General features: G+C 60.7%; 18 protein-coding genes and 1 pseudogene. 14 read left to right on the top strand and 5 right to left on the bottom strand.

Going from position 1 to position 24,372, the window contains the following annotated elements; all coding sequences use genetic code 11:
* Positions 1–9 precede the first annotated feature (9 nt).
* The 6 genes from KZX46_RS02720 to KZX46_RS02695 all read left to right on the top strand — a co-directional run bounded on the left by KZX46_RS02720 (position 10) and on the right by KZX46_RS02695 (position 4,964).
* Positions 10–1,329: a hypothetical protein gene (locus KZX46_RS02720; RefSeq protein ID WP_219773800.1), complete on the top strand. Its 1,320-nt coding sequence runs from the start codon at positions 10–12 to the stop codon at positions 1,327–1,329.
* Positions 1,319–1,549: a hypothetical protein gene (locus KZX46_RS02715; protein ID WP_219773799.1), complete on the top strand. Its 231-nt coding sequence runs from the start codon at positions 1,319–1,321 to the stop codon at positions 1,547–1,549. Before KZX46_RS02720 ends, KZX46_RS02715 begins: the two co-directional genes overlap by 11 nt.
* 386 nt (positions 1,550–1,935) lie before the next feature.
* Complete coding sequence (locus KZX46_RS02710) at positions 1,936–2,622, top strand: PEPxxWA-CTERM sorting domain-containing protein (RefSeq protein WP_219773798.1); 687 nt, start codon at positions 1,936–1,938, stop codon at positions 2,620–2,622.
* A gap of 685 nt (positions 2,623–3,307) precedes the next feature.
* The gene (locus KZX46_RS02705; protein WP_219773797.1) at positions 3,308–3,553 is read left to right on the top strand and encodes a hypothetical protein; all 246 of its coding nucleotides are present in this window, start codon (positions 3,308–3,310) and stop codon (positions 3,551–3,553) included.
* Positions 3,554–3,666: 113 nt separating this feature from the next.
* A complete protein-coding gene (locus KZX46_RS02700; RefSeq protein ID WP_219773796.1) occupies positions 3,667–3,813 on the top strand; it encodes a hypothetical protein in 147 nt (48 codons plus the stop codon).
* A 617-nt stretch (positions 3,814–4,430) separates the two neighbouring features.
* Complete coding sequence (locus KZX46_RS02695) at positions 4,431–4,964, top strand: PEPxxWA-CTERM sorting domain-containing protein (RefSeq protein WP_219773795.1); 534 nt, start codon at positions 4,431–4,433, stop codon at positions 4,962–4,964.
* 671 nt (positions 4,965–5,635) lie between these two features.
* Here the strand turns inward: KZX46_RS02695 and KZX46_RS02690 are convergent.
* Both KZX46_RS02690 and KZX46_RS02685 read right to left on the bottom strand, forming a co-directional pair.
* Positions 5,636–6,043 (bottom strand): hypothetical protein, encoded by a 408-nt coding sequence (locus KZX46_RS02690; protein WP_219773794.1) that lies wholly within the window; start codon positions 6,041–6,043, stop codon positions 5,636–5,638.
* A 1,289-nt stretch (positions 6,044–7,332) separates the two neighbouring features.
* Complete coding sequence (locus KZX46_RS02685) at positions 7,333–7,992, bottom strand: PEPxxWA-CTERM sorting domain-containing protein (RefSeq protein WP_219773793.1); 660 nt, start codon at positions 7,990–7,992, stop codon at positions 7,333–7,335.
* A 267-nt stretch (positions 7,993–8,259) separates the two neighbouring features.
* Between KZX46_RS02685 and KZX46_RS02680 the strand changes: the two genes are divergently transcribed.
* The gene (locus KZX46_RS02680) at positions 8,260–8,856 is read left to right on the top strand and encodes a PEPxxWA-CTERM sorting domain-containing protein (protein WP_219773792.1); all 597 of its coding nucleotides are present in this window, start codon (positions 8,260–8,262) and stop codon (positions 8,854–8,856) included.
* A gap of 666 nt (positions 8,857–9,522) precedes the next feature.
* Here KZX46_RS02680 and KZX46_RS02675 read toward each other — a convergent pair.
* Positions 9,523–10,713: a serine hydrolase gene (locus tag KZX46_RS02675; protein WP_219773791.1), complete on the bottom strand. Its 1,191-nt coding sequence runs from the start codon at positions 10,711–10,713 to the stop codon at positions 9,523–9,525.
* Positions 10,714–10,863: 150 nt separating this feature from the next.
* Between KZX46_RS02675 and KZX46_RS02670 the strand changes: the two genes are divergently transcribed.
* From KZX46_RS02670 to KZX46_RS02660, 3 genes and pseudogenes are all read left to right on the top strand, one after another.
* Complete coding sequence (locus KZX46_RS02670; RefSeq protein ID WP_226895828.1) at positions 10,864–12,039, top strand: iron-containing alcohol dehydrogenase; 1,176 nt, start codon at positions 10,864–10,866, stop codon at positions 12,037–12,039.
* A 68-nt stretch (positions 12,040–12,107) separates the two neighbouring features.
* Positions 12,108–12,746, top strand: coding sequence for a TetR/AcrR family transcriptional regulator (locus KZX46_RS02665; protein ID WP_219773790.1), 639 nt, complete (start codon positions 12,108–12,110; stop codon positions 12,744–12,746).
* 83 nt (positions 12,747–12,829) lie between these two features.
* A pseudogene (locus tag KZX46_RS02660) lies at positions 12,830–14,457 on the top strand (AMP-binding protein).
* 22 nt (positions 14,458–14,479) lie between these two features.
* Here KZX46_RS02660 and KZX46_RS02655 read toward each other — a convergent pair.
* Together KZX46_RS02655 and KZX46_RS02650 are read right to left on the bottom strand one after the other, a co-directional pair.
* Positions 14,480–15,721: a cytochrome P450 gene (locus KZX46_RS02655; protein WP_226895827.1), complete on the bottom strand. Its 1,242-nt coding sequence runs from the start codon at positions 15,719–15,721 to the stop codon at positions 14,480–14,482.
* 17 nt (positions 15,722–15,738) lie between these two features.
* On the bottom strand, positions 15,739–18,045 hold the full coding sequence (locus KZX46_RS02650; protein WP_219773789.1) for a TonB-dependent receptor: 2,307 nt from the start codon (positions 18,043–18,045) through the stop codon (positions 15,739–15,741).
* 259 nt (positions 18,046–18,304) lie between these two features.
* Between KZX46_RS02650 and KZX46_RS02645 the strand changes: the two genes are divergently transcribed.
* The 4 genes from KZX46_RS02645 to KZX46_RS02630 are packed head-to-tail and all read left to right on the top strand — an operon-like array spanning position 18,305 to position 23,332.
* Positions 18,305–19,201 (top strand): MBL fold metallo-hydrolase, encoded by an 897-nt coding sequence (locus KZX46_RS02645; protein ID WP_219773788.1) that lies wholly within the window; start codon positions 18,305–18,307, stop codon positions 19,199–19,201.
* A 23-nt stretch (positions 19,202–19,224) separates the two neighbouring features.
* Positions 19,225–21,150 carry an NAD(P)/FAD-dependent oxidoreductase gene (locus KZX46_RS02640; protein ID WP_219773787.1) on the top strand — a complete coding sequence of 642 codons (1,926 nt, stop codon included), beginning with the start codon at positions 19,225–19,227 and terminating at the stop codon, positions 21,148–21,150.
* Positions 21,151–21,167: 17 nt separating this feature from the next.
* The gene (locus KZX46_RS02635) at positions 21,168–22,175 is read left to right on the top strand and encodes an NADPH:quinone oxidoreductase family protein (RefSeq protein ID WP_219773786.1); all 1,008 of its coding nucleotides are present in this window, start codon (positions 21,168–21,170) and stop codon (positions 22,173–22,175) included.
* On the top strand, positions 22,172–23,332 hold the full coding sequence (locus KZX46_RS02630; protein WP_219773785.1) for an alpha-hydroxy-acid oxidizing protein: 1,161 nt from the start codon (positions 22,172–22,174) through the stop codon (positions 23,330–23,332). The genes KZX46_RS02635 and KZX46_RS02630 overlap by 4 nt, the downstream gene beginning before the upstream one ends.
* The last annotated feature ends 1,040 nt before the right edge of the window (positions 23,333–24,372 follow it).

Below are 24,372 nucleotides of genomic sequence, written 5' to 3'. Positions count from 1 at the left end.
CCACGGCCCGTGCCCGACATCGCACATACGCCATTAGCCTTTCGCTTCTCGAAACCCGCGCCCCCAGCAGCGACCTACGCGCAGAATACCAAGGAGTTTCGCTATTGGACAGCGGCGGAAGCCCTCAGGCGAGGAGCGGACTTCTGGGCGGTAGTCGTCCCCCTGACGGCGTGGGAATTGGGCAAGACACTTCCAGTTCTGCTCGACGAGGGCCAAGACCTGAACGCCTATTACGATCGCAAGGCTCTGAACTTCTTTCATGGGCCTTCGCCGTCCGGCACCGTCTACAGCGGCGAAAGTCCCGACGTGATCTGTCACGAGATGGGCCACGCCATCCTCGACTCGTTCAAGCCGCAGTTGTGGGGTGCCGCGAGCCAAGAGGTCGCGGCCTTCCACGAATCCTTCGGCGACATGAGCGCGATACTGTCCGCCCTCCAGCTTCAGTCTCTGCGCTCGGACATTTTATCGACCACCGGCGGCAAGCTTGCGCAGGCATCCAGACTTTCGCGCCTTGCTGAACAGCTAGGTGCTGCGATCCGGGCACAGATGCCCGATGCCGTCGAAGTCGACTGTCTGCGCAATGCGGCGAACTCCTTTACTTACAGGGTCCCCTCCAGCCTGCCGAGTTCCGGTCCTGCCTCGCAGCTCTCTTCCGAACCACACTCGTTCTCCCGCGTATTTACCGGTGCCTTCTTTGAAATCCTGGGCGCCATGCTGCAAATCAAGGCTGGCGCTTCTCCGCCGACGGAAGCGATGCTGTTGGCCGTCTCCAACGAAATGGGCTCGATCCTCGCGATCGCAATAAAGGCCGCTTCCGTGGTATCGGACTGGTACGCGCAGGTGGCGGCGCAAATGGTCCTGGCCTCAAAAAGCGCCGACGAAGATTACCCATCTGCTCTCAAGGCAGTGTTCGTCCGGCGCCAAATCCTGTCGCTCCATTCGTCGACCACATTAAGTCTCGTCGCGAGCGCGCCAGCGGCGATGGCGGAAAGCATGGCCGCTGTGCCGGGCACCTTGCCGCAGATTGCACTTAAAGCCGAGCATTATGGGCTGGAAGGCCTCTTGTTTGTCGATGCTCCCGGCCAGCACAGGGCCTTCATCGCCGCAGCGGCTTCAAATAACGCGCAACCGATCGCGGCTCCGACGGGCGCGGACGCCGCGCAGCATTTCGTCGACGACCTGTTCACGCGTGGTCGCGTGGAGTACAGGCCAACGGTGCATACTGTGCTCGATCATCAGAAGCGACTGAAGACGCACCGCGTCGTCAGTTCGGGTGGCAACCACCGCCTAGAACGTATCCTCTTCGATTGCGGACTGTGTGACCACTGATCAGCGTCGCCTGCCTCCCGGTCACCCTTTGGGATCCGGCGATGTCATCGTCCCTGACGACGATGAAAAGCGAGCCTTCGTCTTGGCGCAGGTTCGAAACGGCAGTGCGGTTCTTCCCCCGGATAACGGCAAGTTGCCTGCCGGCGCCACGCATGTGATTGTCGGCACCATGGCTGATGGCTCACCTGTGCTCCAGCGCGCGCGCTTTAGCGCATACTAAGCGCGTTACCGGCAACGTTGCCGGACGTCGTTCAGGACGAGGCGGATTGCCGCCTGGCAGCTATAGCGCCAACGGCTGCGGAAAGCAGACCTTCAATTCAAACCGTCTGTCGTTGGCGGTTCTCCACGATATCTTCAAACGGCGAACAGTAAATCGTGCGGGTGCTGCGTCGGTTCCGGGAAGATACCACACATCTAGATCAACTCGATTGTAAAGTATTCCGACACCTTTAGAGCTGATCCCAGTCGATGAGTGTCGACATGGGATACCCGAATTGCTGTAATCTGTTGAAATCATGGACTTGTCGAGCATTGATGGTCGCGTGGGTTTTTGGCACAAAAATTGCATATTGGTTAACGTCTCTCGAGCAAATAGTGGGGTCTACAATGGTCGACGTTCTGAAGATTGCGATCGCCGCCACGATTGCAGCCGTTGCCGTTCAAGCAAATGCTACCTCGGTTGCCCTCGGTGCCGGAAGCCAGAGCCTGACTCTCTATGGACAAGGTCCGGTCGCTCCCGGCATCGGAAGCTTCAAGGTCGGGCAAGGATCAAGCAGCTACGATGGAACGACGTCAACGTTCACCTTCTCGGGCGCAATCAGTGGCGGCGACCCCGGCTTTAACAGCGGTACGTATTCTTTCGTCACGAGCTATGCCGGACCAGACACGACCGAGGGTGGTCCCGCCGCTCCGCGCGCACAGTCAAACCCGGCCAACGTCAATCAGTTTTTTTATACTTTTCTCGATCCTACGACGACGGTCACACTCTTCCTTGATACGCCCGGCCAAATATACGCTATCCCGCTGGTTGCCGGTGGTAACTTCGTAGCTGGCGGGGGCTTCGATTTTCAATTCACCACAACCAGCTGCACCGGTGTCGCAGTTTGCGGCCAGAACAATGTGGGCCTGACGCCACGTGCCACGATCGCCGGACCGGTGACAATTGGTGCGTCGTTCACCATCGCGACCGTGGCGCCAGGAGTGCCTGAACCGGCATCGTGGGCGCTGATGGTTCTCGGCTTTGGCCTCGTCGGTGTTTCTGCGCGCTACCGGAATAAGGTCGTTGTGACCTAAATACGTGCCGAATATGAGGATGTCCGGCACCTATCAGCGTGGGACGGCGTGTGCCCGCCATGAATTGGTGGGCGCCAGACCAACAAGCTTGTGGAGACGTATGCCGCCTGGCCGCTTTACGGTGGCGAATGCAGCAAAGCTGCCATTCGCCGGCGGATAAGGCTGCCGACAGCTCCCTCCCATAGCTAGCCGTGTCGGGCAGACGGCCGCTTGCTAAAGCGGTCGCTTGGTCAACTTGCTCTTTGGCTCCGTATAGGAAACCAGGATTTGGAGGGTAGCTTCTCGCAAAAAGCTGCGTTGCCCGATTAGGTCATAGAAAAGCTAGCGCAGTCTAACTGTTCGAACTGAATTTAGGGACGGATATGCTGTGGTTTGCCATCGCGATGAGTAATTCTATCGCGTCGGTAAGCGCTGTCGCACCTTCGCGAATCGCGATTATCGGGCACGCTGTTGATAAGACGCCGCCAGACGTCGCCATCCTCAGCTTTACCGTCCGCGGGGACGGCCAACATCGGACGCAGGAGCGCGAGATCTAGTCTGGAAGCAGGTCGCCACTAATTTAGCGATGGCAAATCAGCTTGGCGTTGCCGACGATGCGGCGACAGGCGAGCTAACGCATCGCGAGCCGCGGGACGCCACCTGCAAGAGCGACGATACCCCCCAGATGTCATTCGGGGGCGCCGTTATGGGTTATATCGCCGAATTACCAGTGATGCTGCGCGTCGTAGCTGTGGATACTGCCGGCACGGTCGTAGAAATCGCCGCCCGAGCAGGTGCGATCGACGTTGCCGTAAAAAACCTCGGCTCACAGGATCTCCATGCAGCCCTTCGACGTGCGGAAGCAGCGGCTATCGCCGACGCACGGGACCATGCCCCAGAGCGCATTACGGCGTTGGGGCCGATCGCCGTCTGGCAGCTTTCGGGCGACTAATCGCCGTAAGCGGACCTTCGTTATACAGGGCTAGAACGCCGCGTCGGCTCGGAAGCTCAAATCGGTCATGGCGGCACATCGGGCCGCAACCGGTCGTTAGGTAGGACCGAGCAATGACCGACATCGCACGCAAGACCTGTCTTTCCAGCGGCATATTGTGCACGTTGAATTACGATACCAAAATCAAGAACGCGTACGACTGGCTGGTGCCACCAGTGTCGAACGCTTCGTCACCCGCTCAATCGCCACAAGGTCGTTAGGGATGCGTGCTGCAGCTATAATCCCACTTATATTTTTGATTGTTCAAACTGCTGACGTCGATGCCAGTCCGATAACGCATAGCTCTGCATTGCCCTTTCCGACGGATCAGAAGCCAAGGTCTTCTGGACCTACTGCAGGTTGACAACGCTGCGATGACCCGAGCGATACCATCGCCCGATACACGATCGTGGAGTTAGACCGCATACTCTGACCCATGACCAACAATGTTCGTTCCGAAACCGGTGTTCGCCAAGGAATCCGAAAGCCACATGGCGGCTTTCAACCTCGAAGTGCTAAATAGTCGGCGATCAATTCTCGTGAGCCCTAAAGGGTACTGCCCTGCTTCGCACCAGGATGCGTCGCGATTGATGTCGGCCATGTTTGTGCTGCGGATCTACGCGGCGTCATTGATCGCGATCCGGCGATTCTACGGCGGACATACTCGAGCATCATCAGTTCAGTTCGAGGCCGGTTCGTCTCGGCTTATTCTTTTCTTTATTTCGTTAACCAACGGTGTATTTATCAACCTTACCGCTTCGTATATTTTCCCGCAGTCGTTGAGATGTAGCATGACGCACGTTTGCAGCGCGGAACACGTAGCTGAAGGATGTAAACCATGAGCGTCAAGTCGCTTTTCACGGTTGGTACGGCGATAGTAGCTTACGGCATATCGGTGTCTGCTGGCGCTGTGCCGCTTGCATTCGATCTTTCTGGTCCATCAGGCACGGCGATATTCCAGCTCGACTCGAACCCTACTCCTGACTTCTTCAGTACATTTCTGGGCTCGGATCAGTTTGGGTTTCGAGATGTGGTCGGCATATATGGCGGGACCCGCGGAACTGCGTCCACCATCAGCTTTGGTAATGGTCTTTTCTCCATCCTCAGCGTCACGGCTCCTAATTTGGGATTCACACAATTTATAGCGCCAACGCTGTTCACCGGCTCGCCCAGCGCACCGGTCTTCGCGACTGGCTCGTTCACCCTGATCAATCCGTTCTTCGGCAATGCCAACCTCAGCATCTCTCAGGCTCAAGGCACGGTTCCCGAACCAGCTGCTTGGGGCCTGATGATTGTCGGATTTAGTGGTATTGGCATGGCGTTGCGGTCTCGCAGGGGAAGCCATGCCGTCAGGACGTATCACGAGGTTTAAGCTCTGCGATTTGCGGTGGCCACAATCGCGTGGAGTTCGACCGCGGCTAGCAAGCCGGATCTCAAGGTTGTTTCGATCGGTCTCGGCGACGAGGAGCCTATGATCCTGAGCAATCTCGGGCGGGTTCCGGTCCAGTCGCTTCCAGACGATCGCTCGCGGTAAGCGGTCCTTTGTTCAACTACGTCTATACGTCAAATCGACCACTTCAAAGCATCCCCGCCATAGCTTCACACTCCGGTTTAAGCCCTTTCCTACTCTTCGGTTTGGATTAAGCGCAGATGGCTTGGTTAACATTCGCCATGATGAAATGACTTCGGTGGAGTGTGAACCGGCTGCTAAGCAGAACTCGGCTCCATACGCGGCAGGCCATTGCAATCCCTAAATGTTATCCCCCCGGAGAGGATCACAATCGGAGCCAAATGTGTCCTCCAATAATGGCGGCTTTAGACATGACTTTGATAGCGTATCGTCGCAACGTTTGGGGTATGGCTCGACGCCCATCTTTGTCAGCCGCGAAAGGGGAGCAGACTTTTGAAATGTCGATGTGGCACCATGAGTGAGCACCATCCCTTAGATCTTCGAATACGGCGGCAAACGACGAGCTTTAAAAGTCGGCTCTTGGTAATCGATCGACTCTCTCGATAGCGCGATTTTGAATAATTCAAGTAAGATCATGGTTTAACCTCTTCTAAGTCATCCGGTCGGTCGCGATACGCCTTAGCAAGACAAGCCTTTTCTGAACACATCTGTCGTTCGTTGAGAAAGGTCGTTTCACCATAGTGCAGCGCTTCAATTGTCGCTGGATCGACACTATTATCCAGAGTTGCAAAGCGGGCCGCCAGCTTTCGGTCAAGTGCCGCCAGAGACTCGTCCGAGCAAATCGAGCTGGTTGTTTCGCCTTGGCCGGAACGGCACTGAAAACTTGGAGTTTTATGAGCTTGAATCAGAGCACTCAGCGCTTGTGAGGGTGTCGACCGGTGCGATCGCGGAGGCGGTAACGACACCGGCTGTACACGAACGTTAGTCGGCCGCTTGAATTGCTCGCCTATCGCAACATCCGCTATAGCCTTTGTCGTCATTGTCGATCGATCAATCGAGTGATTGCCGTCAACCTGCCCAGTCTGACTTACAATCTGCGGGAGTAAGATTCCCGCGGTCTGCTTCACTAATGATTTGGCTCCATTTGCGGATGATGTTCCAACTGCGGGATGCCGCTGCTGTATCGACGCCGCTATCTGAGACGTCGGCTAGAGCGTGGATCGCCAAGTTGACCAGCCGATCTCTACCAGCATAGCAGTGACGAGCAAACCGACGGCTAACCACCGGTTCCATCCGGCACCGAGTGTTTCTAATCGGAGAGAATACGCTTCAGGGAAAGCGAATCGAGGTGCACTGAGGGTTGGCACAGCTTGCCCTGAGTACGCCTCACGATCAACCATCCCTACCAATGGTATCAATACCGATTCTGATGGCGGGCGATGACGCGTTAGTCTGCGATCGTAACGGATTATTGAGCAAACCCTGGCGTCAGCGAATCCCCATACCGTGCATCCACAAATTCTCTTCGCCAGTCGTCATCTTCGGACATTGACGGCCGACCTCAAATTCAGGAGAAAATCCTCGCGTACAACCGGGCTCTCATGATGTGCCCTGATCTTCGAAGATTTTGGTCAGAAGTGTTCAGGGCCGCGCCAGCCTCGGGGCCGATAATCCAGCCTCGAAAGCCGTGGCGGTTCACATATTATATCGGTGATTAAGCCGTATGAACGACTACAATAGAAGCTTGCTTTGGGTGCTGACCCGTACATCAGCGAGGCGTCATTTACTTGAACGAGCCCGTTTACATTCAAAACAAGACCAGTGGCGGGATAGATCACCGTCTCGGATCGGATCTCGTTATAGCGCCATCTCAACCCCATGTCTGGATAGCTTGAAGTCAGGTTCACTTCAGCTTGCGCATGACCACTAATTAATATCGCGATTACGATAAGACTGCTCAACTAAACCCGTTTCTGAGAAGATGATCTGTGTTCAAAAGGATAAGATGCACCCTTCGACAGCAGACCAGTCAAATCCTTTTGCTTTTCGTTCATCCAGGGCTACGACAATGCCGTTGCTTCTGAATGATAAAACAAGCTCACAGCTGACTAGCTTGTTGTTATTACAAATTACGAAAGGCAGATACCGACTGATAGTGTTGGAATGTTCAGTTAATGGCGCGGGCGTTTACTACAACGATCGTGACGCCCTCAAGGCGCAATGATCAGCGGCTACGATATCTGATCGACGGCCACGCGCATATCAAGTTCGCGAGCGTAAGGGCGAACGCAGTACGGTTGCGACCCGGCTGGATCGCAACCGTATTTGTCTATGCAGCGACGACAGTCGAGTGACGACGGCGAACCGATGCGCCAACAAGTCCAAATCCGACGGTTAGGAGCGCCCAGGTCGCTGGTTCGGGAACCGCAGCAGCGACGTTGTCGAGCTCGAAGGCGTTCTGAGACGAGCTAAACTGCACCGAATCAACCTTGGCACCATCGAAGCTGAAAAACACCCGGCGGTTGTTCAGGGGATTGCCCTGACTACCGTCAGCGGGAGCCGGTGGAACCTGGGTACCGGTGAACGATCCGACCTCGGTGCCGCCGGAGAAGAACTTCACTGTATTATAATTGTCGATTGAGCCCCAATAGAAGCTCAACGTCTTCACAGCGGGCGAAATCGCCAAGGAAGCGACTTGACCAGCAAGGACCGCCAGATACTGCGTCGAGTCGCCGAGTGGCGCAGCATATTGACTCGAAACAGAGCCGGTCGCAAGTGTATACGACCCGGTCAATCCAGCGGCGGAGCTGAAGTCCGCGATAATGTGCTGGTTGGCAGCCGGACCCATGTCAGGACCATTGGTCGATGAAACCAGGGTCATGGCATTGGCGCTGCCGGCAAAGACGAGCAGTGCGGTGGTGGCGAGATATTTACGCATAACACACCTCTTTATAATGGTGGGGATGATACCCCAAGCTGAACCAAGCAAACTTCGTGCCAGATCTTAAGGCATTGTTAAGGCTGACTCGGTTTTAATGACCTCGTAATAAGTGTAAAGAATTCCGACAGTTTTAACGCACACGACGCCTAATGAGTCTTCAATCGCGATGAGTGATCAGGCGCATCTTGTGACCTTTCGATAGATCCACTCGAACTAGATGAAGCAAATATTAATGAGCCCTAACCTTTGGGGCTATCAGACAGTCGGAAAATGGGTGGATTGTGAGATGGCGGGGAGATAAAAAGGGAGTTGCATATGAGCCGTTTGATCCTCCTCATCGCTATCGCCGCGATGCCTGCCGCCGCCACTGCCGCCACGATTGATTTCAATTCGGCGCCGCAAAATATGCTGTTTGGCCCGACCTACTCGGAGAAAGGCTTCACGCTTACCGGCACCGGGTTTGAGTTCCCACAGTCGGACGGCTGGGCATATAGTACATACGCCAACGATGGTACGTTGACCTTCAATTACAAAGGGCCGGTCTACACCTTGACCAAGGATGGCGGCGGCACTTTTAATTTTACATCGCTCGAACTGGGCAACGTCAATAATGACACGTTCGGTGGAACTCTACGGGTTGCCTTTGACGGCGGCACGCCCACCGCGCTGGCAATTCCGATGACAAGCGCTTTAAAGACCTACACACTTGGCATGGCCGGTGTCACCAGCGTTGCCTTCAGTTTCCTACCCGGTGAAACTGCCAACGATACGCTGAACAGCTATGCGCGCATCGATAATTTGGTCGTCGGAGGTTCGGTGCCGGAGCCGGCATCGTGGGCGATGATGATCGCTGGCTTTGGCCTGGTTGGTGTAGCCCGACGCGCCCGCAAGCCACTGACGGTCGTAACCTGACGTTCAGTCATTGGGGGGCGCGGTTCAGTCATGTCCCCCTTACCGTCTACAGCAAGCGGTTAGTTGTAATCAAGCACTTCGACCCGGATCTATACTCTCTACACTCTGCCTTGTTTGCATATCGGCCGCGGCGCCGGACTTGTGTTATCGATCAATCTCGAGATTAGGAAGCGAGGCTAAAATACGTAATTAGCGACTACGCTCCTATCTGGCTGGCTTGTCGCGTACTCGGGGGGGATCTGCAATCAATTTCACCAAGATTGTGGCCTTTAATCTGCCGCCAATGAAATAGACGCCTTAACATTATACGATTGATGTCTCGCGGCGTCGTCTTCAAGGGGGCCGTCGTCTGACTGACCGCTTAGAGGCGATCGTATCGATAGCGGACTTCGCTTCAGCCCGCGTTGCACGCTGTGTTGATTTGGAAACGGACATTCAATGCATCTGGGTAGGTTCTCGATAGCGAAGTTTGCTCGTTACCGCTGATTCGGCTTAAATTGGTCGGTAGCGGTCGGTCCGCGTTGGATCACCTCATCGAGCACGGGCACGGGCACGGGGTCCCAATCACGGCCAAGAAGCGACTTGGGAGGATCCGACCACGACCGGGCGGGCTCGCCCTTCGACTGCCAGCTGCAATTACTGTCGGTGGCTTAATTGGGTCGATATCTACGTCAGTGAATATATAGCGTCGACTAACGACTGCCCCCGCTCGTTAAGAAGTATACCTCCGCCCATGCGGTTCATCGTGTAGCCAAAGCTCAAGCCACGAATGGGGTCAGCGAAGCCGATGCTGCCGCCCATGCCGACATGACCGAATGCCGTCTCGCCGAGGATGACACTGTCGCCGCCGCCCTCGCGATTATCCATGCTCGCCATGTAGCCGAGCCCGAAGCGAGCGGGCTGGCGCAATACGGCATCGTCGAGCGTCGCCGCCGTGACGCGCCTCATGCGCTCAACGGTTGCGGGGGTTACCAACCCACCGCCGCCGTTAGCAAGCGGCGCGTACATCCCCGCCAGCCCGCGTGCATTGGTGATGCCGTTGGCACTGCCGATCTCGGCGCCCCGAATGGTACGCGAGTTGAAATCAGCGCCGCCGTTGTTAGTCAGGAACAGTTGCGGCAGGCTACCCGGCGATTGCTGCACCGACTGGAAGAACTTCGACTTGAAATTGACCTCGGCCGGATCGGCGGCGACCAGCGAGGCAACCCGGTGGTCATGATGCTCGGGCAGCCCGATGTGGAAGTCGAGCCCGAGCGGCTCGGCGACATTGCGGCGGAAGTATTCAGCCATTGGCTCGCCGGCCGCGAGGCGGACGATGTTGCCGACGGTCCAGGCAAACGTCAGGCCGTGGTAGCCCTGCCGTGTGCCGGGTTCCCAGTGCGCGTCCTCGGCCGCGACACGCTCGACCATATAGTCCCAGTCCGCGAGGCCGCCGGGGCGGATTGGATCGCGGAGGTGCGGCACCGGCGAGGTGTGCGACAGCATCATCTCGATGGTTGTCTCGCTCTTGCCGCCCTGGCCGAACGCGGGCCACAGCGTCGTGACCTTATCGTGGTAGGCGAACTTGCCGGCATCGGCGATCATGTGGGCGCACAGCGCGGTCGCGCCCTTGGTGCACGAGAACACGATGGAGACGGTGTCCTGCTCCCAGGCCTTGCCAGTCTTCAGGTCGGCGATGCCGCCCCACAGGTCGACCAATGTCTCGCCGTGCCGCATCACGCAGACTGTCGCCCCGACCTCACGGCGCTCGGTGAAATTGGCACGGAAGGCGTCGAGGACGGCCTCGAACCCGGGCGCACAGCGGCCCTGCAGGCGGCCAGCCGCACCAAGATCCTCGTCGATTGCAGAGCCGGTCATCGTGCCTCCCATCTTATTTTCGTCGAGCTTACGAGCCGCGCGGATTAACGCCACTGCAAACCTCGTCGTCGGTTGACCGGGTTCATAAATTGGCTACTCTCCAGTATCAACGGCACTCGATCAACGAGGCCGATTCCGGGGAGTTTCACGTTGGTCACTGCTTCGACGATCGTCTTGACCGCAACCGAGCGCGTCACCTTGGGCCAGCCCGCCGCCACGGCAATTGCCGCCGAGGCGGAGCGGCTTGGCGCAGAGCGTGTCTTTATCTTGTCGGGCGTTTCGCTCAACCGCAACACCGATGAAATCCGGCGCATCGAAGCGGCGCTCGGCAGCCGCCACGCCGCAACCCACGACGGCATCCAGCCGCACGCCCCGCGCGGCGACGTTCTGGCTGCCGCCAACGCCGCGCGCACCGCGAACGCGGACCTGATCGTCACGGTCGGCGGCGGCTCGGTTACCGATGCCGGCAAGATCATCACCATTCTGCTCAAGCATAATGTCACCACCGCCGAGGGCTTGTACGCATTCAGGACCCGCGTCGAGGTGGACGGCACGGTGATCTCGCCGGTTTTCGAGGCGCCCGACGTGCGCGTCATCTGCGTGCCGACGACCCTGTCCGGCGGCGAGTTCAACTCGCTGTCCGGTGCCACCGACGAGACGATCAAGCAGAAGCAGGGTTACGAGCAACGCATGACGGTACCGGTCAGCGTCGTGCTCGACCCGGCGATCACGCTGCACACGCCCGAGTGGCTGTGGCTGTCGACCGGTGTCCGTGCCGTCGACCATGCGACCGAGACTCTCGCCTCGCTCCAATCCAACGATTACTGCGACGGCATCGCCGACAGCGCACTGCGCCTGCTCGCCGGCGGGCTGCCCCGGGTCAAGGCCGACCCCGCCGATCTCGAGGCGCGGCTGAAGTGCCAGGTCGGGGCATGGCAATCGATGATCCCGATCATCGCCGGCGTGCCGATGGGTGCGAGCCACGCCATCGGCCATGTGCTCGGGGGTACCTGCGACGTGCCGCACGGCTACACCTCGTGCGTCATGGCGCCGTTCGTGCAGGCCTGGAATGCCAGCGTCGTCGGCCACCGGCAGGTGCGGATCAGCGCCTGCCTCGGCGATGCGTCTCAGCCGGCGTCGGTGCTGCTCGACAAGCTAATCCGCGGTCTCGGCATGCCGCGCTCACTGGGCGAAGTCGGGGTCTCCGAAAATCAACTGCCGCTTATCGCCGACTACACGCTCGCCGACATCTGGGGGCGGACCAATCCGCGCCCGGTCACCAAGGCCGAAGACGTTATGGAGATCCTGCGCACGGCGCTTGGGTGAGGCGGTATCGCTCGCTGGAACCAGTCGCTATTGCTGGCGCGATAGCGAACAAGCTGGGGTAAAGCCGGGTGGTTGAGAATGTGACGCCGGCGCGCAAGCCGACGCAGTTGAAGAACGAGGTCGCGGCCTATAAGCGCCGCCGCATCGTCGAGGAAGCCAGCCACCTGTTCTTCGCCAACGGTTATGAGGCGACGACGCTCGACGCGGTGGCCGAGCAGCTGCACGTTACCAAGCCGTTCATTTATTCCTACTACCGGAACAAGAGTGAACTGCTGTCGGAGATCTGCCAGACCGGAATCCAACTTTCGCTGACCGCGCTGGAAGATGCGCTGGCGATCGACGGCGGCGCGACCGAGCAACTTAAGATGGTGGTCGAACGGGTGGCGCGTATCATCATCGAGAACCAGAAGTACATCAGCGTCTACCAGCGCGAGGAAAAGAGCCTCGACCCCGACGATGCGCGTCGTATCCGAAATCTGCGGCACGAGTTCGACCGCCAGCTCGGGCAACTGCTCGACAAGGGCAAGAAGCTCGGTGAGTTCGAGTTCGAGGATGCGTCGCGCACCGCGATTTGGATCAGCGGCCTGCTCAGCTGGATCGCCAACTGGTACCACGACGGCGGTCGCTGGTCGGCAACCGAGGTGGTGATGGACGCGATCAAGGTCGTCATGCGGATCGTCGCGCCACAGCCCAAATCAGCGCGTTGAAGGCCCGAAAGCGTTTGCACGCGATGCGACGCACCAGTAGATTGTTCTGCGACAAGTAGAATAATCTACGGATGGGGCGGATGATGGATCGGACCAGCGATCAACCAGCAGGTCATGCCGATGCGCGCGTTCCCGCCCGCACCACCTGCGTGCTGCGCTACCTGCTCGACCATTGGGCCGCCGACCGCCCCGACCAGCAGTATGTCGTGTTCGAGGACGATAGCCACTGGACCTACGCCGAACTCCGCCGCCGCGTCATCGGCGTCGCGGTCGGGCTGCAGCGGCTCGGGGTAAAGCAGGGCGATCACGTCGCGGTGTGGCTACCCAATAGCCGCGACGCGCTGCTTATCTTCTACGCGATCAACTACCTCGGCGCGGTATTCGTGCCGTTCAACACCGCCTATCGGGGCAATCTGCTCGAGCACGTGCTGCGCAATTCCGATGCAACGCTGCTCGTCGCCCACGCCGGACTGCTGGAGCGGCTCGACGGCTGCGACGCCTCGTTGATCGACACCGTCATCGTTATCGGTGGCCACACTGCTCCCGCTCGCTTCACCACTGTCGACTATACCGACCTTAGCGGCGTTGAGGCCGATCTCGCACCGCTCAGCCAACCTATTGAGCCGTGGCACAATCAGTCGATCATCTACACCTCGGGCACAACTGGGCCATCGAAGGGCGTGTTGTCGTCGTACCTGCACCTATTCACCAACGCCGGCCCGGAGGCGTGGCATTTCGTGCACGCCGCCGACCGCTTCCTGGTCAACATGCCGATCTTCCACTTCGGCGGCATGGGCATCCCGTTCGTTATGCTGGCCCGCGGCGGCTCGATCGCACTGATGGAGAGCTATTCGACCGACCGCTTCTGGGATTTCGTGCGGCGTACCGACTGTACCGCCATGTTCCTGCTCGGCGTCATGGCGACCTTCCTGATGAAGGCACCGCCGTCGCCGCATGACCGCGTGCACAAGGTCCGCACCGCGTTCATGGTGCCGCTGACCGAGGCGGCGGGGCCGTTCCACCAGCGCTTCGGCATCGACGTCTATACGATCTTCAACATGACCGAGGTGTCGTCGCCGATCGTCTCGGGGCCCAACCCGGTCAAGCCCGGCACCTGCGGCAGGGTCCGGCCCGGCGTCGAAGTCCGGCTGGTCGACGGCAACGACTGCGAGGTGCCCGTAGGCGCGGTCGGTGAGATGCTGGTACGGACCGACCGGCCGTGGGCGATGAATAGCGGTTACTATAAAAACCGGAGGCGACGGCGATCGCGTGGCGCAACGGCTGGTTCCACACCGGTGACGCCTTCCGCTGTGACGCCGAAGGCTATTTCTACTTCGTCGACCGGGTGAAGGACGCCATCCGGCGGCGTGGCGAAAACATCTCCAGCTTCGAGGTCGAGAGCGAGATCGTCGCCCATCCCGACGTCCGCGAAGCCGCGGTCATCGGCGTGCCGAGCGAATTTTCTGAAGACGAGGTCATGGCGGTGATCGCGGCGGTGCCGGGCTGCACCGTCGACTGCGTCGCGCTGACCCACTTCCTATCGGCGCGGATGCCGTACTTCATGATCCCGCGCTACATCCGCATCCTCGAGGAACTGCCCAAGACCGCGTCCGCCAAGGTCGTTAAGGCCGAGCTACGCATCGCCGGCATCACCATCGACACCTGGGACCGTGAGAGCGCCGGCATCAGCCTCAAGCGCGAGCGGCTATAGTGTCCGGGGCGCGTTGCGGTGTCTAGCGTGCCCAGCGCGCGTCGAGGCGGTTGAGCCCGCGGAACAGCAGCCCGTCGCGCCAGGCAGGTACGGCGCTGTCGACGATCATGTTCGGCAACCGGCGCGTGATGGTTTCGAGCGCGATCTCGCCTTCCAACCGCGCGAGTTCGGCGCCGACGCAAAAGTGGATGCCACCGCCGAAAGACAAGTGCTTGGCACCGCCGCGCGCGATATCGAAGCGCTCCGGGGCATCGAACACCGCGGGGTCATGATTGCCGGCGGCGACGATGCAGAGCACACGCTGGCCCTGCGTCACCGCCTTGCCGCCGACCGACGTATCGCTCAGCGCGGTCCGGTAGGTGGCGACCAGCGAGCTTTCGTAGCGCAGGATTTCCTCGGTCGCGGCGCGCGCGAGTTCGGGCTGGGCGACCAGCCGCGACCACTCGGCAGGGTGCCGTTGGAGCGTCAGCAGGCCGTTGCCGATCATGTGCGCGGTGGTCTCGAACCCGGCGCCGAACAGCGCGATGGCGACCGTCACCATCTCACGGTTGGTCAGCGCCGAGGTGCCTTCGCGGGCGTTCAGCAGCCCGGTCGCGACGTCGTCGCGCGGCTCGATGCGCCGCCGATCGAAGATTGACTGGAAGAAATTCTCGAGAAACTCCATCTGTCGATCGGCGCGTGCAAGGATCGCGGGCGGCAGCGCTTCCATGCCGAACACGAGGAAGGACTCGGCGATCGCCAGGTTGAGTTGCGACAGCAAGGTGTCGGACGCCTCGTCCTCGGTGATCCCGAGCATGTCGCACATCACCAATGTCGGCAGCCGGTAGGCGAAATCGTGGATCGCTTCCATGCCGCCGCTCGCTTCGACACCGTCGATCAGGCGGTTGCAGATCGCCTGGACGCGCGGGCGCATCGCCGCGACTCGCTTGGCAGTCAGCGCCTGGGTGACGAGGCCACGCAGCCGCGTGTGCCGGGGCGGGTCCTGGAAGACAAACACCTCCGACAGCCAGCGGTACGATGCGTGGGCAAGCACGTCGAAATCGGGGCCGTAGAACAGCTGGATGTTTTTGATGAAGTCGCCTTGGCCGAAATGCTCGCGGTCCATGAGGACGCCACGCACGTCGTCGTAGCGGGTGACGACCCAGTAGCCTCCGTCGGACCAGTGCACTGGGTCGTTGTCGCGCAGCCAGTTGAATACCGGATACGGATCGGCCAGCAGCCTGGGATCGGTTGGATCGAACGAAAAGTTCGGGGCTTCGCCCACAGTCGACGTCGCGGCCGTCAGAAATTTACGCTCGCCGTCACCCCGTAGGTTCGGGGCGGGGCGAGGGAGCCGACGCGGACGCTCGAATACAGCGGCGCCGAAACAATGTTATTGGTGATGATGAAGTGATCGGTGAGATTGCGGCCCCAGAGGTCGAGCGACCAGCGTCCGCTGGCGGTGGTGTAGCGGACCCCGGCGTTGACGGTGGCATAGGGTGCCTGCGTGGCGTCGGCGTTGTTGAACTCGGTGAAGTACACCCGGTCCTGCCAGTTGACGTCGCCGCGGATGTTGATCTTGCCGGCGTCGCCCAGCGGGATGTCGTAGTTCGCGCCGCCGCGGACGGTGAATTCCGGCGCGTTCGACAGGCGGTTACCCTTCAGATTGACCAGCGCGAAGCCCTGCCGATAATCGCCGGTGGTGAAGTTCGTGTACCTCGCGTCGAGGTAAGTCGCGAACAGCTCCAGGCTCAGGCCCTGCGTCGGGCGGGCGCGCAATTCGAGTTCGAGGCCGTAATTACGCGCGGACGCAGCGTTGACCGTGGTGACGACGCTGTCCGCACCGACGAAGCCGACCTGCAGGTTGCTGTAGTCGATGTAGAAAGCGGCGAGGCTGCCCGCCAGCCGGTTGTCGAAGGCCGACGACTTGACGCCCGCCTCATAGCCCCACGCATATTCCGGGTTGATGACAGCGTTCTCGGAGCCGACGTTGATGACGCCCGACTTGAAGCCGCGCGTCACCGACGCATAAAGCAACGTCTGATCGGTCAGCTGGTAACTTGCCTGGACTGTCGGCGTGACCGCTCCCCAGCCCTTAGACTTGTCGGTCGGGACGAAATTGAGGAACTGAAAACTGCCCACCCCAGTCCGTTTCTCGTAGCTGTAGCGCGCGCCCGCGGTGATCTTCAGCTCGTCGGTGACCAAGTAGCTGCCCTGTCCATAAATGCCATAGGCGTCGATATCGACAGTGCCGCTCTGCAGGTAGAATTGGTCATTGAGGGCGTTCGCCGGCAGCCCGAGCAAAACGCCCAAGTTGGTCAGCGGCACCCGCACTTCGCCGAACAGCTGCTCGTGGAAATAGGTCGCGCCGAATAGGGCATCGAACCGCGCGGTCTTGTATGTGCCGAGGAATTCCTGACTGACAGTCTTGCTCTTCTCGGTATAGTTGTTCTGCCCGAACGCCTGGACGTTGGTGACGTCGAGATCGTCGCGATTGAAGCGCGAGAAGTCGTGGTACGAGGTGATCGATTTGACGTCCCAGTTGTCCGGTCGCCAGTCGATCGTTGCCGTGACGCTGTTGCCGTTACGGCGGTTGAGGGCATCTTGATCCGAATAGATCTTGCGGAAATTCGGGGCAACGCCTTGCTTGGCGGAATAGCTGATGAGGGTGTTGCCGCCGAACACCGCGCCGAGCGGATTGTCCGGCGCGATCGTCGGGCCGAAGTAGTGGAAAGCATAGTCGTTGTCGTGTTCGTGAAAATGCTCGCCTGACACGAGTATCTCGAAATCTTCGAACGGCTTGACGAGGACGCTGGCGCGGATCGCATAGGCATTGCGATTGTCGACGTCGTTGCCCGTGAACAGGTTCTTCCCATAGCCGTCGCGGCGGTCGTACTTGCCGGAAACACGGACCATGATCTTGTCGCCGACGATCGGCCCGCCGACGCCGCCCTCAAGCGTCACGGCGTTGTAATTGCCGTAGCTCGCGTTGGCGTAGCCGCTGAGTTCCTCGGTCGGGCGCTTGGTGATCAGGTTGATCGCGCCCGCCGTGGCACCGCGGCCATATAGCGTGCCCTGCGGCCCGCGCAGCACCTCGACACGGTCGATGTCGTAGAAGCCGGCAAGCTGCGCGGCTGGCCGCGCGATAATGGCGCCGTCCTGCAGGAAGGCGACCGCGCCATCGGCCCCGAGGTCGATGCTGGTCAGGCCGATGCCGCGGATGAAGGTGCGGTTGACGCCGAACTGGTCGCCGACCGAGAGGTTCGGCACCGCCGACGACAACGAGCCGATGTCCTTGATGCCGCCCGCGCCGATTGCGTCACCGGAGATCGCAGTGACCGAGGCGGCGACTTTCGATAGCGATTCGGAGCTCCGAGTCGCCGTGACGACGATGTCGGCAACGCCGTTCGGTGCGGCCGTCGGCGGAGCCGTCGTCGTGTTCGGCAGGCTGGGGGTTGCGGATGTGCCGGTTGGCGCCGCGGCCGGTTCTGCCTGGGCGAGTGCAACACCCGGTACGACAACGAGAATTGTGCTCGCAAGAAAGCGGCAGTGGGCCCGGCGGGCACTCGGCGATTGCCGGTTGACCCTGCCAACTGTCGATACGAGCATGTCGAACTCCCCAAATCGCGGCGATGTTTTATCTACCGCTGCGTAAATATGGCTGATTGCCAGGAAGACGCAACCGTTAAAGCGTACCGCATTGGCGCTTCGATAATGCTGCACTGCACCAAGAGTTTCGCGGATTTAGTCGCGGCAGCATGCGGTCACGGCGTGCCGTCTTGACGCCAAGACACTTATCGATAACTACTCCGCAGTAGCGTAAATAGAGACTCGGTCAGGGTCGTCGTCGCTTGGGACGGAGGAGAGCATGGAGAGTTTTTCTGTCGGCAAGATGCGCGTCCACCGCGTCGAGGAGTGGCGTGGCGAATTCCTGACGCCAGAATTGCTGTTCACCGGATTCGACGCCGACCGCTATGCCGAAACCCGCGACGGCGTTGGCGAAGCCTATCTCGATCACAAGACCGACGCGATCCAGGCCCGCATCCAGAGCTGGGTGATCGCGGCCGGCGACAAGGTCATTCTGTTCGATACCGGCTGTGGTAACCATAAGGTCCGCCCCGGCATCCCGGTGTTCGCCAACCTCGATACCGACTTCCTAGACCGGCTGGCCGCGACCGGCTTCGGCGCTGACGACATCGACCTCGTCGTCTGCTCGCACCTTCATGTTGACCACGTCGGCTGGAACACCCGGCTCGACGGCGACGCCTGGGTGCCGACCTTCGCCAACGCGCGCTACGTCTTCCCCGCCCCCGACGTCGAATACTTGGACCCGAGCAACCGCGACAAATTCCCCGAGATGATCGGGGAGGCGGTCAACGCCGGATTTTTCGAGGACAGCGTCCGGCCGATCCTCGATCGTGGCCTTGCCGAGATCGTCACCGGCAGCATGGAGATCGCCGACGGCGTGCGCCTCGACGCCAATCCAGGCCATACGCCCGGCTGCCAGACCATGACCATCGTCAGCGGCGGCGACAGCGCGATGTTCGTCGGCGATGTCCTCCACCACCCGTTGCAAATCCTCAATCCGGAGTGGAACAGCATCTTCTGCGAGGACGCCGTGCAGGCCCGCGCCGCTCGCCGCCATGTCCTTGCCCGCGCCGCTGCCGAGCAGGCGATCTTGATCCCGGCACACTTTGCGGGCGATCACGCGGTCCGCATTGCGGCGACCGGCAACGACTTTCGCGCCCTCCCGGCGTTCGCCTGACTCCGCATGGATAACCCGCACAAATGACCAACCACAATCTCGATACGCTCGCCTCTCAGCCCGAGCAGTTGCGCGCCGCGCTCGAAGCGGCGGACGCGGCGACGCTGATGCTGGTGCTGGTCCAGTTGACCAGAGATGCCTCGTGGCTCGACCGCGCCCGCCCGCATATCGCCGGCCCGATGAGCTATCACGAGACCATGCCTGAGCCGCTGCGCGCCGAGATCCGCGCCGGGCTGTTCGACGTGCTGATGGACTACGCCCGCAATCCGCGCCCGTTGCCGCCGATCCCGGGCGGCCAGTTGCTCGTCGACATGCTGAACACCGCCGCCGGAGAGCCGGTCGGCGAGGACTATGTCGCGATGATGCGCGAGGATCTTGAGCCCGCCGCCGTCGACCCGCGCGGTCTGGTCTGGCGCGACCGCCCCGGCGACGCCGTGCTCGACGCCTTCCACGTCGTCGTCATCGGTGCTGGTATGTCGGGCATGTGTGCCGCGATCCGGCTCCAGCAAGCCGGCATCCCGTTCACCATCATCGAGAAGAACGCTACGGTGAGCGGCACCTGGTTCGAGAACAGCTACCCCGGCTGCGGCGTTGACACGCCGAACCACTTCTACTCGTATTCCTTCGAGCCGAACCACGACTGGTCGCACTTCTACGCCAAGCGCGATGAGCTGTGGCAGTATTTCGAGGGGGTTGCCGACAAGCACGACCTGCGTCGGCGGACCCATCTCGGCACCGAGGTCACCGCCTGCACGTTCGATGACGCGACCCAGACCTGGGCCGTCACCGCGCGCCGCGCCGACGGCAGTGAGTACGCGCTCAAAGCCAACGCCATCATGTCGGCGGTCGGCATCCTCAACCGCCCCAAGCTGCCCGACATCCCGGGTCGCGACAGCTTTGCCGGAACGGCGCTGCACACCGCGCAATGGGACCCGGCGTTCGACTGGCGCGGCAAGCGCATCGCCATGATCGGCACCGGCGCGTCCGGCCACCAGGTCGGCCCGACGATCGCGCCCGATGTCGCGGAGTTGACCATCTTCCAGCGCTCGCCGCACTGGGTAGTGCCCAACCCGAACTATTTCGGCGAGGTCGCCGACGGCAAGAAATGGGCGCTTGCCAACATCCCGTATTACGGGCGCTGGTATCGCTTCCAGCTGTTCTGGGGCTTTGCCGACGGGCTGCATTCCGCGCTCAAGGTCGACCCGGAATGGCAGAACCCGACGCGCTCAATCAACCAGAAGAACGATCGCCATCGTGACTTCATGGAGCGGCACATCCGCAGCGAGCTCGGCGCCGACTCGCCACTGCTGGCGAAGGTGATCCCAGACTATCCGCCGTACGGCAAGCGCATCCTGATCGACAACGACTGGTACAAGATGCTGAAACGGCCGAACGTCGCTCTCGTCACCGACAAGATCGCCGAGATCACGCCCGAAGGTATCGTCACAGCCGACGGCACGCTCACGTCAGTCGATGCGATTGTCTACGCGACCGGCTTCCAAGCCAGCAAAATGCTGTGGCCGATGATCATCAAGGGCCGCCACGGCATCAACCTGCACGAGGTCTGGAAGCCCGACGACGCGACCGCCTATCTCGGCACACTGGTCCCGGAGTTTCCGAACTATTTCATTCTGCTCGGTCCCAACACCGGGCTGGCGCACGGCGGCAACGCGATCTTCATGGTCGAATGCCAGGTCCGCTACATCATGAACTGCCTGCGCGAGGTTATCGAAAGCGGCAAGCACAGCATCGATGTTCGCGCCCCCGTCCACGACGCCTTCGTCGAGGAGGTCGACCAACTTCACGACGGCATGGTCTGGACGCACAAGGGCTTGAACAACTGGTACCGCAATCCTGCCGGGCGGGTGTTCGCGGTCCTGCCCTATCGGCTGGTCGACTACTGGCGCATGACGTCGGTCTTCGACCCATCCGAATACCGGTTCGCGTAACGCTTAGGGGATCCGATTTGCGCGCCATCCAGGCCGACCGCCTCGACAACCTCGACGACTACGCGGAGGTCGAGATCGATCTCCCACAGCCCAAGGCGCGCGAGTTGAGGATCAAGATCGCCGCCGTCGGCATCGGCTATGTCGACGCGTTGGTCGCGCTCGGCCGCTATCAGGTCAAACCAGCGTTGCCGCACGTCCCGGGTGTCGACGTTGCAGGAACGGTCGACGCCATCGGGGAGGAAGTCGGCGGCTGGCGGGTCGGCGACCGTGTTATGGCGATGGTGACGCGCGGGTTTGCCGAGTATGCGATCGCCCGCGCGGCTTTGACGGTAAAGCTACCTCACGCTGTCAGTTTCGAGCAGGGCGCGGTCGTCCCGCTCAACTACCTGACAGCAATTCACGCCTTGCGCGACCGGGCGCAAATCCGCGCCGGAGAGACGTTGCTGGTGTTTGGCGCAGCGGGTGGCGTCGGGCTTGCCGCGATCCAGGTCGGCAGGGCGCTCGGCGCTCAAATTATCGCGGTCGGCTCGACCCCCGAGAAGCGCGCGTTCGCCGTTGCCCACGGTGCCGAAGCCGCGATCGATACCATCGTCGATGGCTGGCGCGATCGGCTCAAGGCGGCGCTCGGCGGGCGGCCGCTCGGGGTCGTGCTCGACCCCGTCTGCGGGCCGTTACTCGAGGCGGCGTTCCGCTCGCTCGGCTGGGGCGGGCGGCATCTGGTTGTCGGCTTTGTCGGCGGCCCGATTCCGGCGCTACCGGTCAATCTCAGCCTGATGAAGGGTGCGGCGCTGGTCGGTGTCGACGAGCGCCAATTTATGCAGCTCGAACCCGACCACGCCGCGGCGCACCTCGCTCAAATAGGCGACTGGCTAGCGCGCGGGGAGATCGTTCCCGTTGTCGGACGCTGCTTCGACTGGTCGGACCACAAGGCCGCGCTGAGCTTCGCATTTGGCGGCACCGGACTGGGCAAGCCGGTGCTAAAGTCCGGCCACGAGCCACCGCCCACGGAGATCGACCGCCCATGACGCACCCCGGCGATTACCAGAATGAGATTTATTTCGGCGGTTTGCGCGGCGTGAAGCCACGCCTGCCGGTCGATTACGCCAACCTGATCAAGCGCGCCGCGATGGCGCTGCCGCCGGCGACGCTGACCTATGTGCAGGGCGGCTGCGGCGACGAGTTCACGCAGGACCACAATGCATCGGCGTTCCAGCGGCTCGGTATCGTGCCGCGAATGATGGTCGACTGCTCGGTCCGTGACATGTCGGTCGACATATTTGGAATGCACCTGCCGACGCCGATCTTCATGAGCCCGATCGGGGTCATCGGCCTGTGCGCGCAGGACGGCCACGGCGACATCGCGACCGCCCGCGCCGCTGCCCAGACCGGCGTACCGATGGTCGCCTCGACGTTGATGAATGATCCGATGGAGGCCGTCGCCGCAGAGTTCGGAGACACGCCGGGCCTGTTCCAGCTCTATACGCCCAAGGACCGTGCGCTGGCCGAAAGCCTCGTGAACCGTGCCGAGGCGGCCGGCTTCAAAGGCATCGTCGTGACGCTCGACACCTGGCTTACCGGCTGGCGGCCGCAGGACCTCAACGAATCGAATTTTCCGCAACTCCGCGGCCACGCCCTGGCGAACTACTTTTCTGATCCCGTTTTCCGCGCGTCGCTGAAGCTGCCGCCGGAGGAGGACGGTGCCGCCGCTGTTGGAGCCTGGGCGCAGACATTCGGCCTGCCGCTAACCTGGGATGATCTGCCGTGGCTGCGCTCGCTGACCAAGCTGCCGCTCATCCTGAAGGGCATTTGCCACCCGGACGATGCCAAACGCGCGATCGACGGTGGTGTTGACGGTATCTATTGCTCGAACCACGGCGGCCGGCAGGCAAATGGCGGATTAGCGGCGATCGACATGCTGCCGGCGGTTGTCGCCGCCTCTCAGAACATCCCGGTGCTGTTCGATTCAGGGATCCGCTCGGGCACCGATGTCGTCAAGGCGCTGGTGGCGGGCGCGACTGCCGTCGGTATCGGGCGACCGTACGCCTACGGGCTGGCCTTGGATGGCACGGCGGGCATCGTCCACGTCTTGCGCTCCGTGCTTGCGGAGGCCGATCTACTGATGGCGGTTGACGGCTACCCGACAATCAAGGATTTGCGGAACACTTCACTGCTCAGAACCTAACGTGAAGTCACTTATCGAACGCGACGTTTGGCTTGCCCCCGAACCAACACCAAAACCACGCGGGCTTGACCGCGGCGGCGAGGTGGGACGTCAAAGACTATGTCTTCCCTGGTAGGACGTAATCACGGACACAAAAGCACGCGCTAGAATGCGTGCTTCGTTCTCGCACACAGGTCAGAAGGGATTTGCTCGCTACGGCTTCATAAGGCTCAGATCCAATTTTTTGACGGTCTTCGTATGACACGGGTTTGGAAAGCGAAGAATGTTTCGACGCGGTGCGCCGTTGAGTACCTGCCAACATAAGTTTCCCGAATCCGCGTTCGCTTACGATATCTAAGCACGACCGCAGAATAATCATGCTCCACCATCAGTCGTCTGTGCCGCGGCTCAGCAGCATCTCTGACCGGCAAGCCGCCGCCGCATGGATCATGGACAATCGGCCTCTCCCGCTTGATCTTGCCTCATGCGAGATTTTCATCAGCTGCCTCATCTCCGGTTTCGAGCCGAGCGCGCAGCAGCTCGGCGTGTCGTGATCACCCCGTGCCATGATTTCATTATGGTCGAGGACTTCGGCGCTCAGCCTAACTCGCCGCAGATCGACTCTCTGCAGGGGCTGCGGAGATCAGACATGCTTGCCCAGATGCTGGGAAGGACTACGGTTTTATGTCTGCGGTCTCATCTCTATCTGCGACGCACCAAGAGTATCGAAAGGCGCGAGAAACGAACCCGGGTTTCGTGTTTGTCCAGCAGGGTGTCTCCCCCGGGGTGGAGCACGCCACCTTCATAGCAGACGTCCGGGCTTGGGAAGGCGGACTGTTCCGCGGTGGCTTCGTGGGAGGACGACCTGCAGGACCAAGTAACGCGCGCTACACGACGTCACGCTAGCCAGCACCAAAAGCATCACACTTCGATAAGTGTGAGGCTGTCAGGCGATTTAGGCGGCTATTTCGAACTTCCAAACCCTTCCATTAAGTTATAATCGTATCGGTGAAGAGCTTGGTCGACGTCAGGAATGGTCGGCATGTTTAGGTACATGTGTG

It is taken from the genome of Polymorphobacter sp. PAMC 29334 (assembly GCF_019431245.1).
In the GTDB taxonomy this organism is placed as follows: domain Bacteria; phylum Pseudomonadota; class Alphaproteobacteria; order Sphingomonadales; family Sphingomonadaceae; genus Polymorphobacter_B; species Polymorphobacter_B megasporae.
This window is presented reverse-complemented; position numbering and strand designations above follow the sequence as displayed.

What these genes read in the sequence shown, in the direction of transcription:
- KZX46_RS02710 (WP_219773798.1), top strand. Translation starts at nt 1,936, where the DNA reads ATGGTCGACGTTCTGAAGATTGCGATCGCCGCCACGATTGCAGCCGTT.
- KZX46_RS02705 (WP_219773797.1), top strand. Translation starts at nt 3,308, where the DNA reads ATGGGTTATATCGCCGAATTACCAGTGATGCTGCGCGTCGTAGCTGTG.
- KZX46_RS02700 (WP_219773796.1), top strand. Translation starts at nt 3,667, where the DNA reads ATGACCGACATCGCACGCAAGACCTGTCTTTCCAGCGGCATATTGTGC.
- KZX46_RS02695 (WP_219773795.1), top strand. Translation starts at nt 4,431, where the DNA reads ATGAGCGTCAAGTCGCTTTTCACGGTTGGTACGGCGATAGTAGCTTAC.
- KZX46_RS02690 (WP_219773794.1), bottom strand. Translation starts at nt 6,043, where the DNA reads ATGACGACAAAGGCTATAGCGGATGTTGCGATAGGCGAGCAATTCAAG.
- KZX46_RS02680 (WP_219773792.1), top strand. Translation starts at nt 8,260, where the DNA reads ATGAGCCGTTTGATCCTCCTCATCGCTATCGCCGCGATGCCTGCCGCC.
- KZX46_RS02675 (WP_219773791.1), bottom strand. Translation starts at nt 10,713, where the DNA reads ATGACCGGCTCTGCAATCGACGAGGATCTTGGTGCGGCTGGCCGCCTG.
- KZX46_RS02650 (WP_219773789.1), bottom strand. Translation starts at nt 18,045, where the DNA reads ATGCTCGTATCGACAGTTGGCAGGGTCAACCGGCAATCGCCGAGTGCC.
- KZX46_RS02645 (WP_219773788.1), top strand. Translation starts at nt 18,305, where the DNA reads ATGGAGAGTTTTTCTGTCGGCAAGATGCGCGTCCACCGCGTCGAGGAG.
- KZX46_RS02640 (WP_219773787.1), top strand. Translation starts at nt 19,225, where the DNA reads ATGACCAACCACAATCTCGATACGCTCGCCTCTCAGCCCGAGCAGTTG.
- KZX46_RS02630 (WP_219773785.1), top strand. Translation starts at nt 22,172, where the DNA reads ATGACGCACCCCGGCGATTACCAGAATGAGATTTATTTCGGCGGTTTG.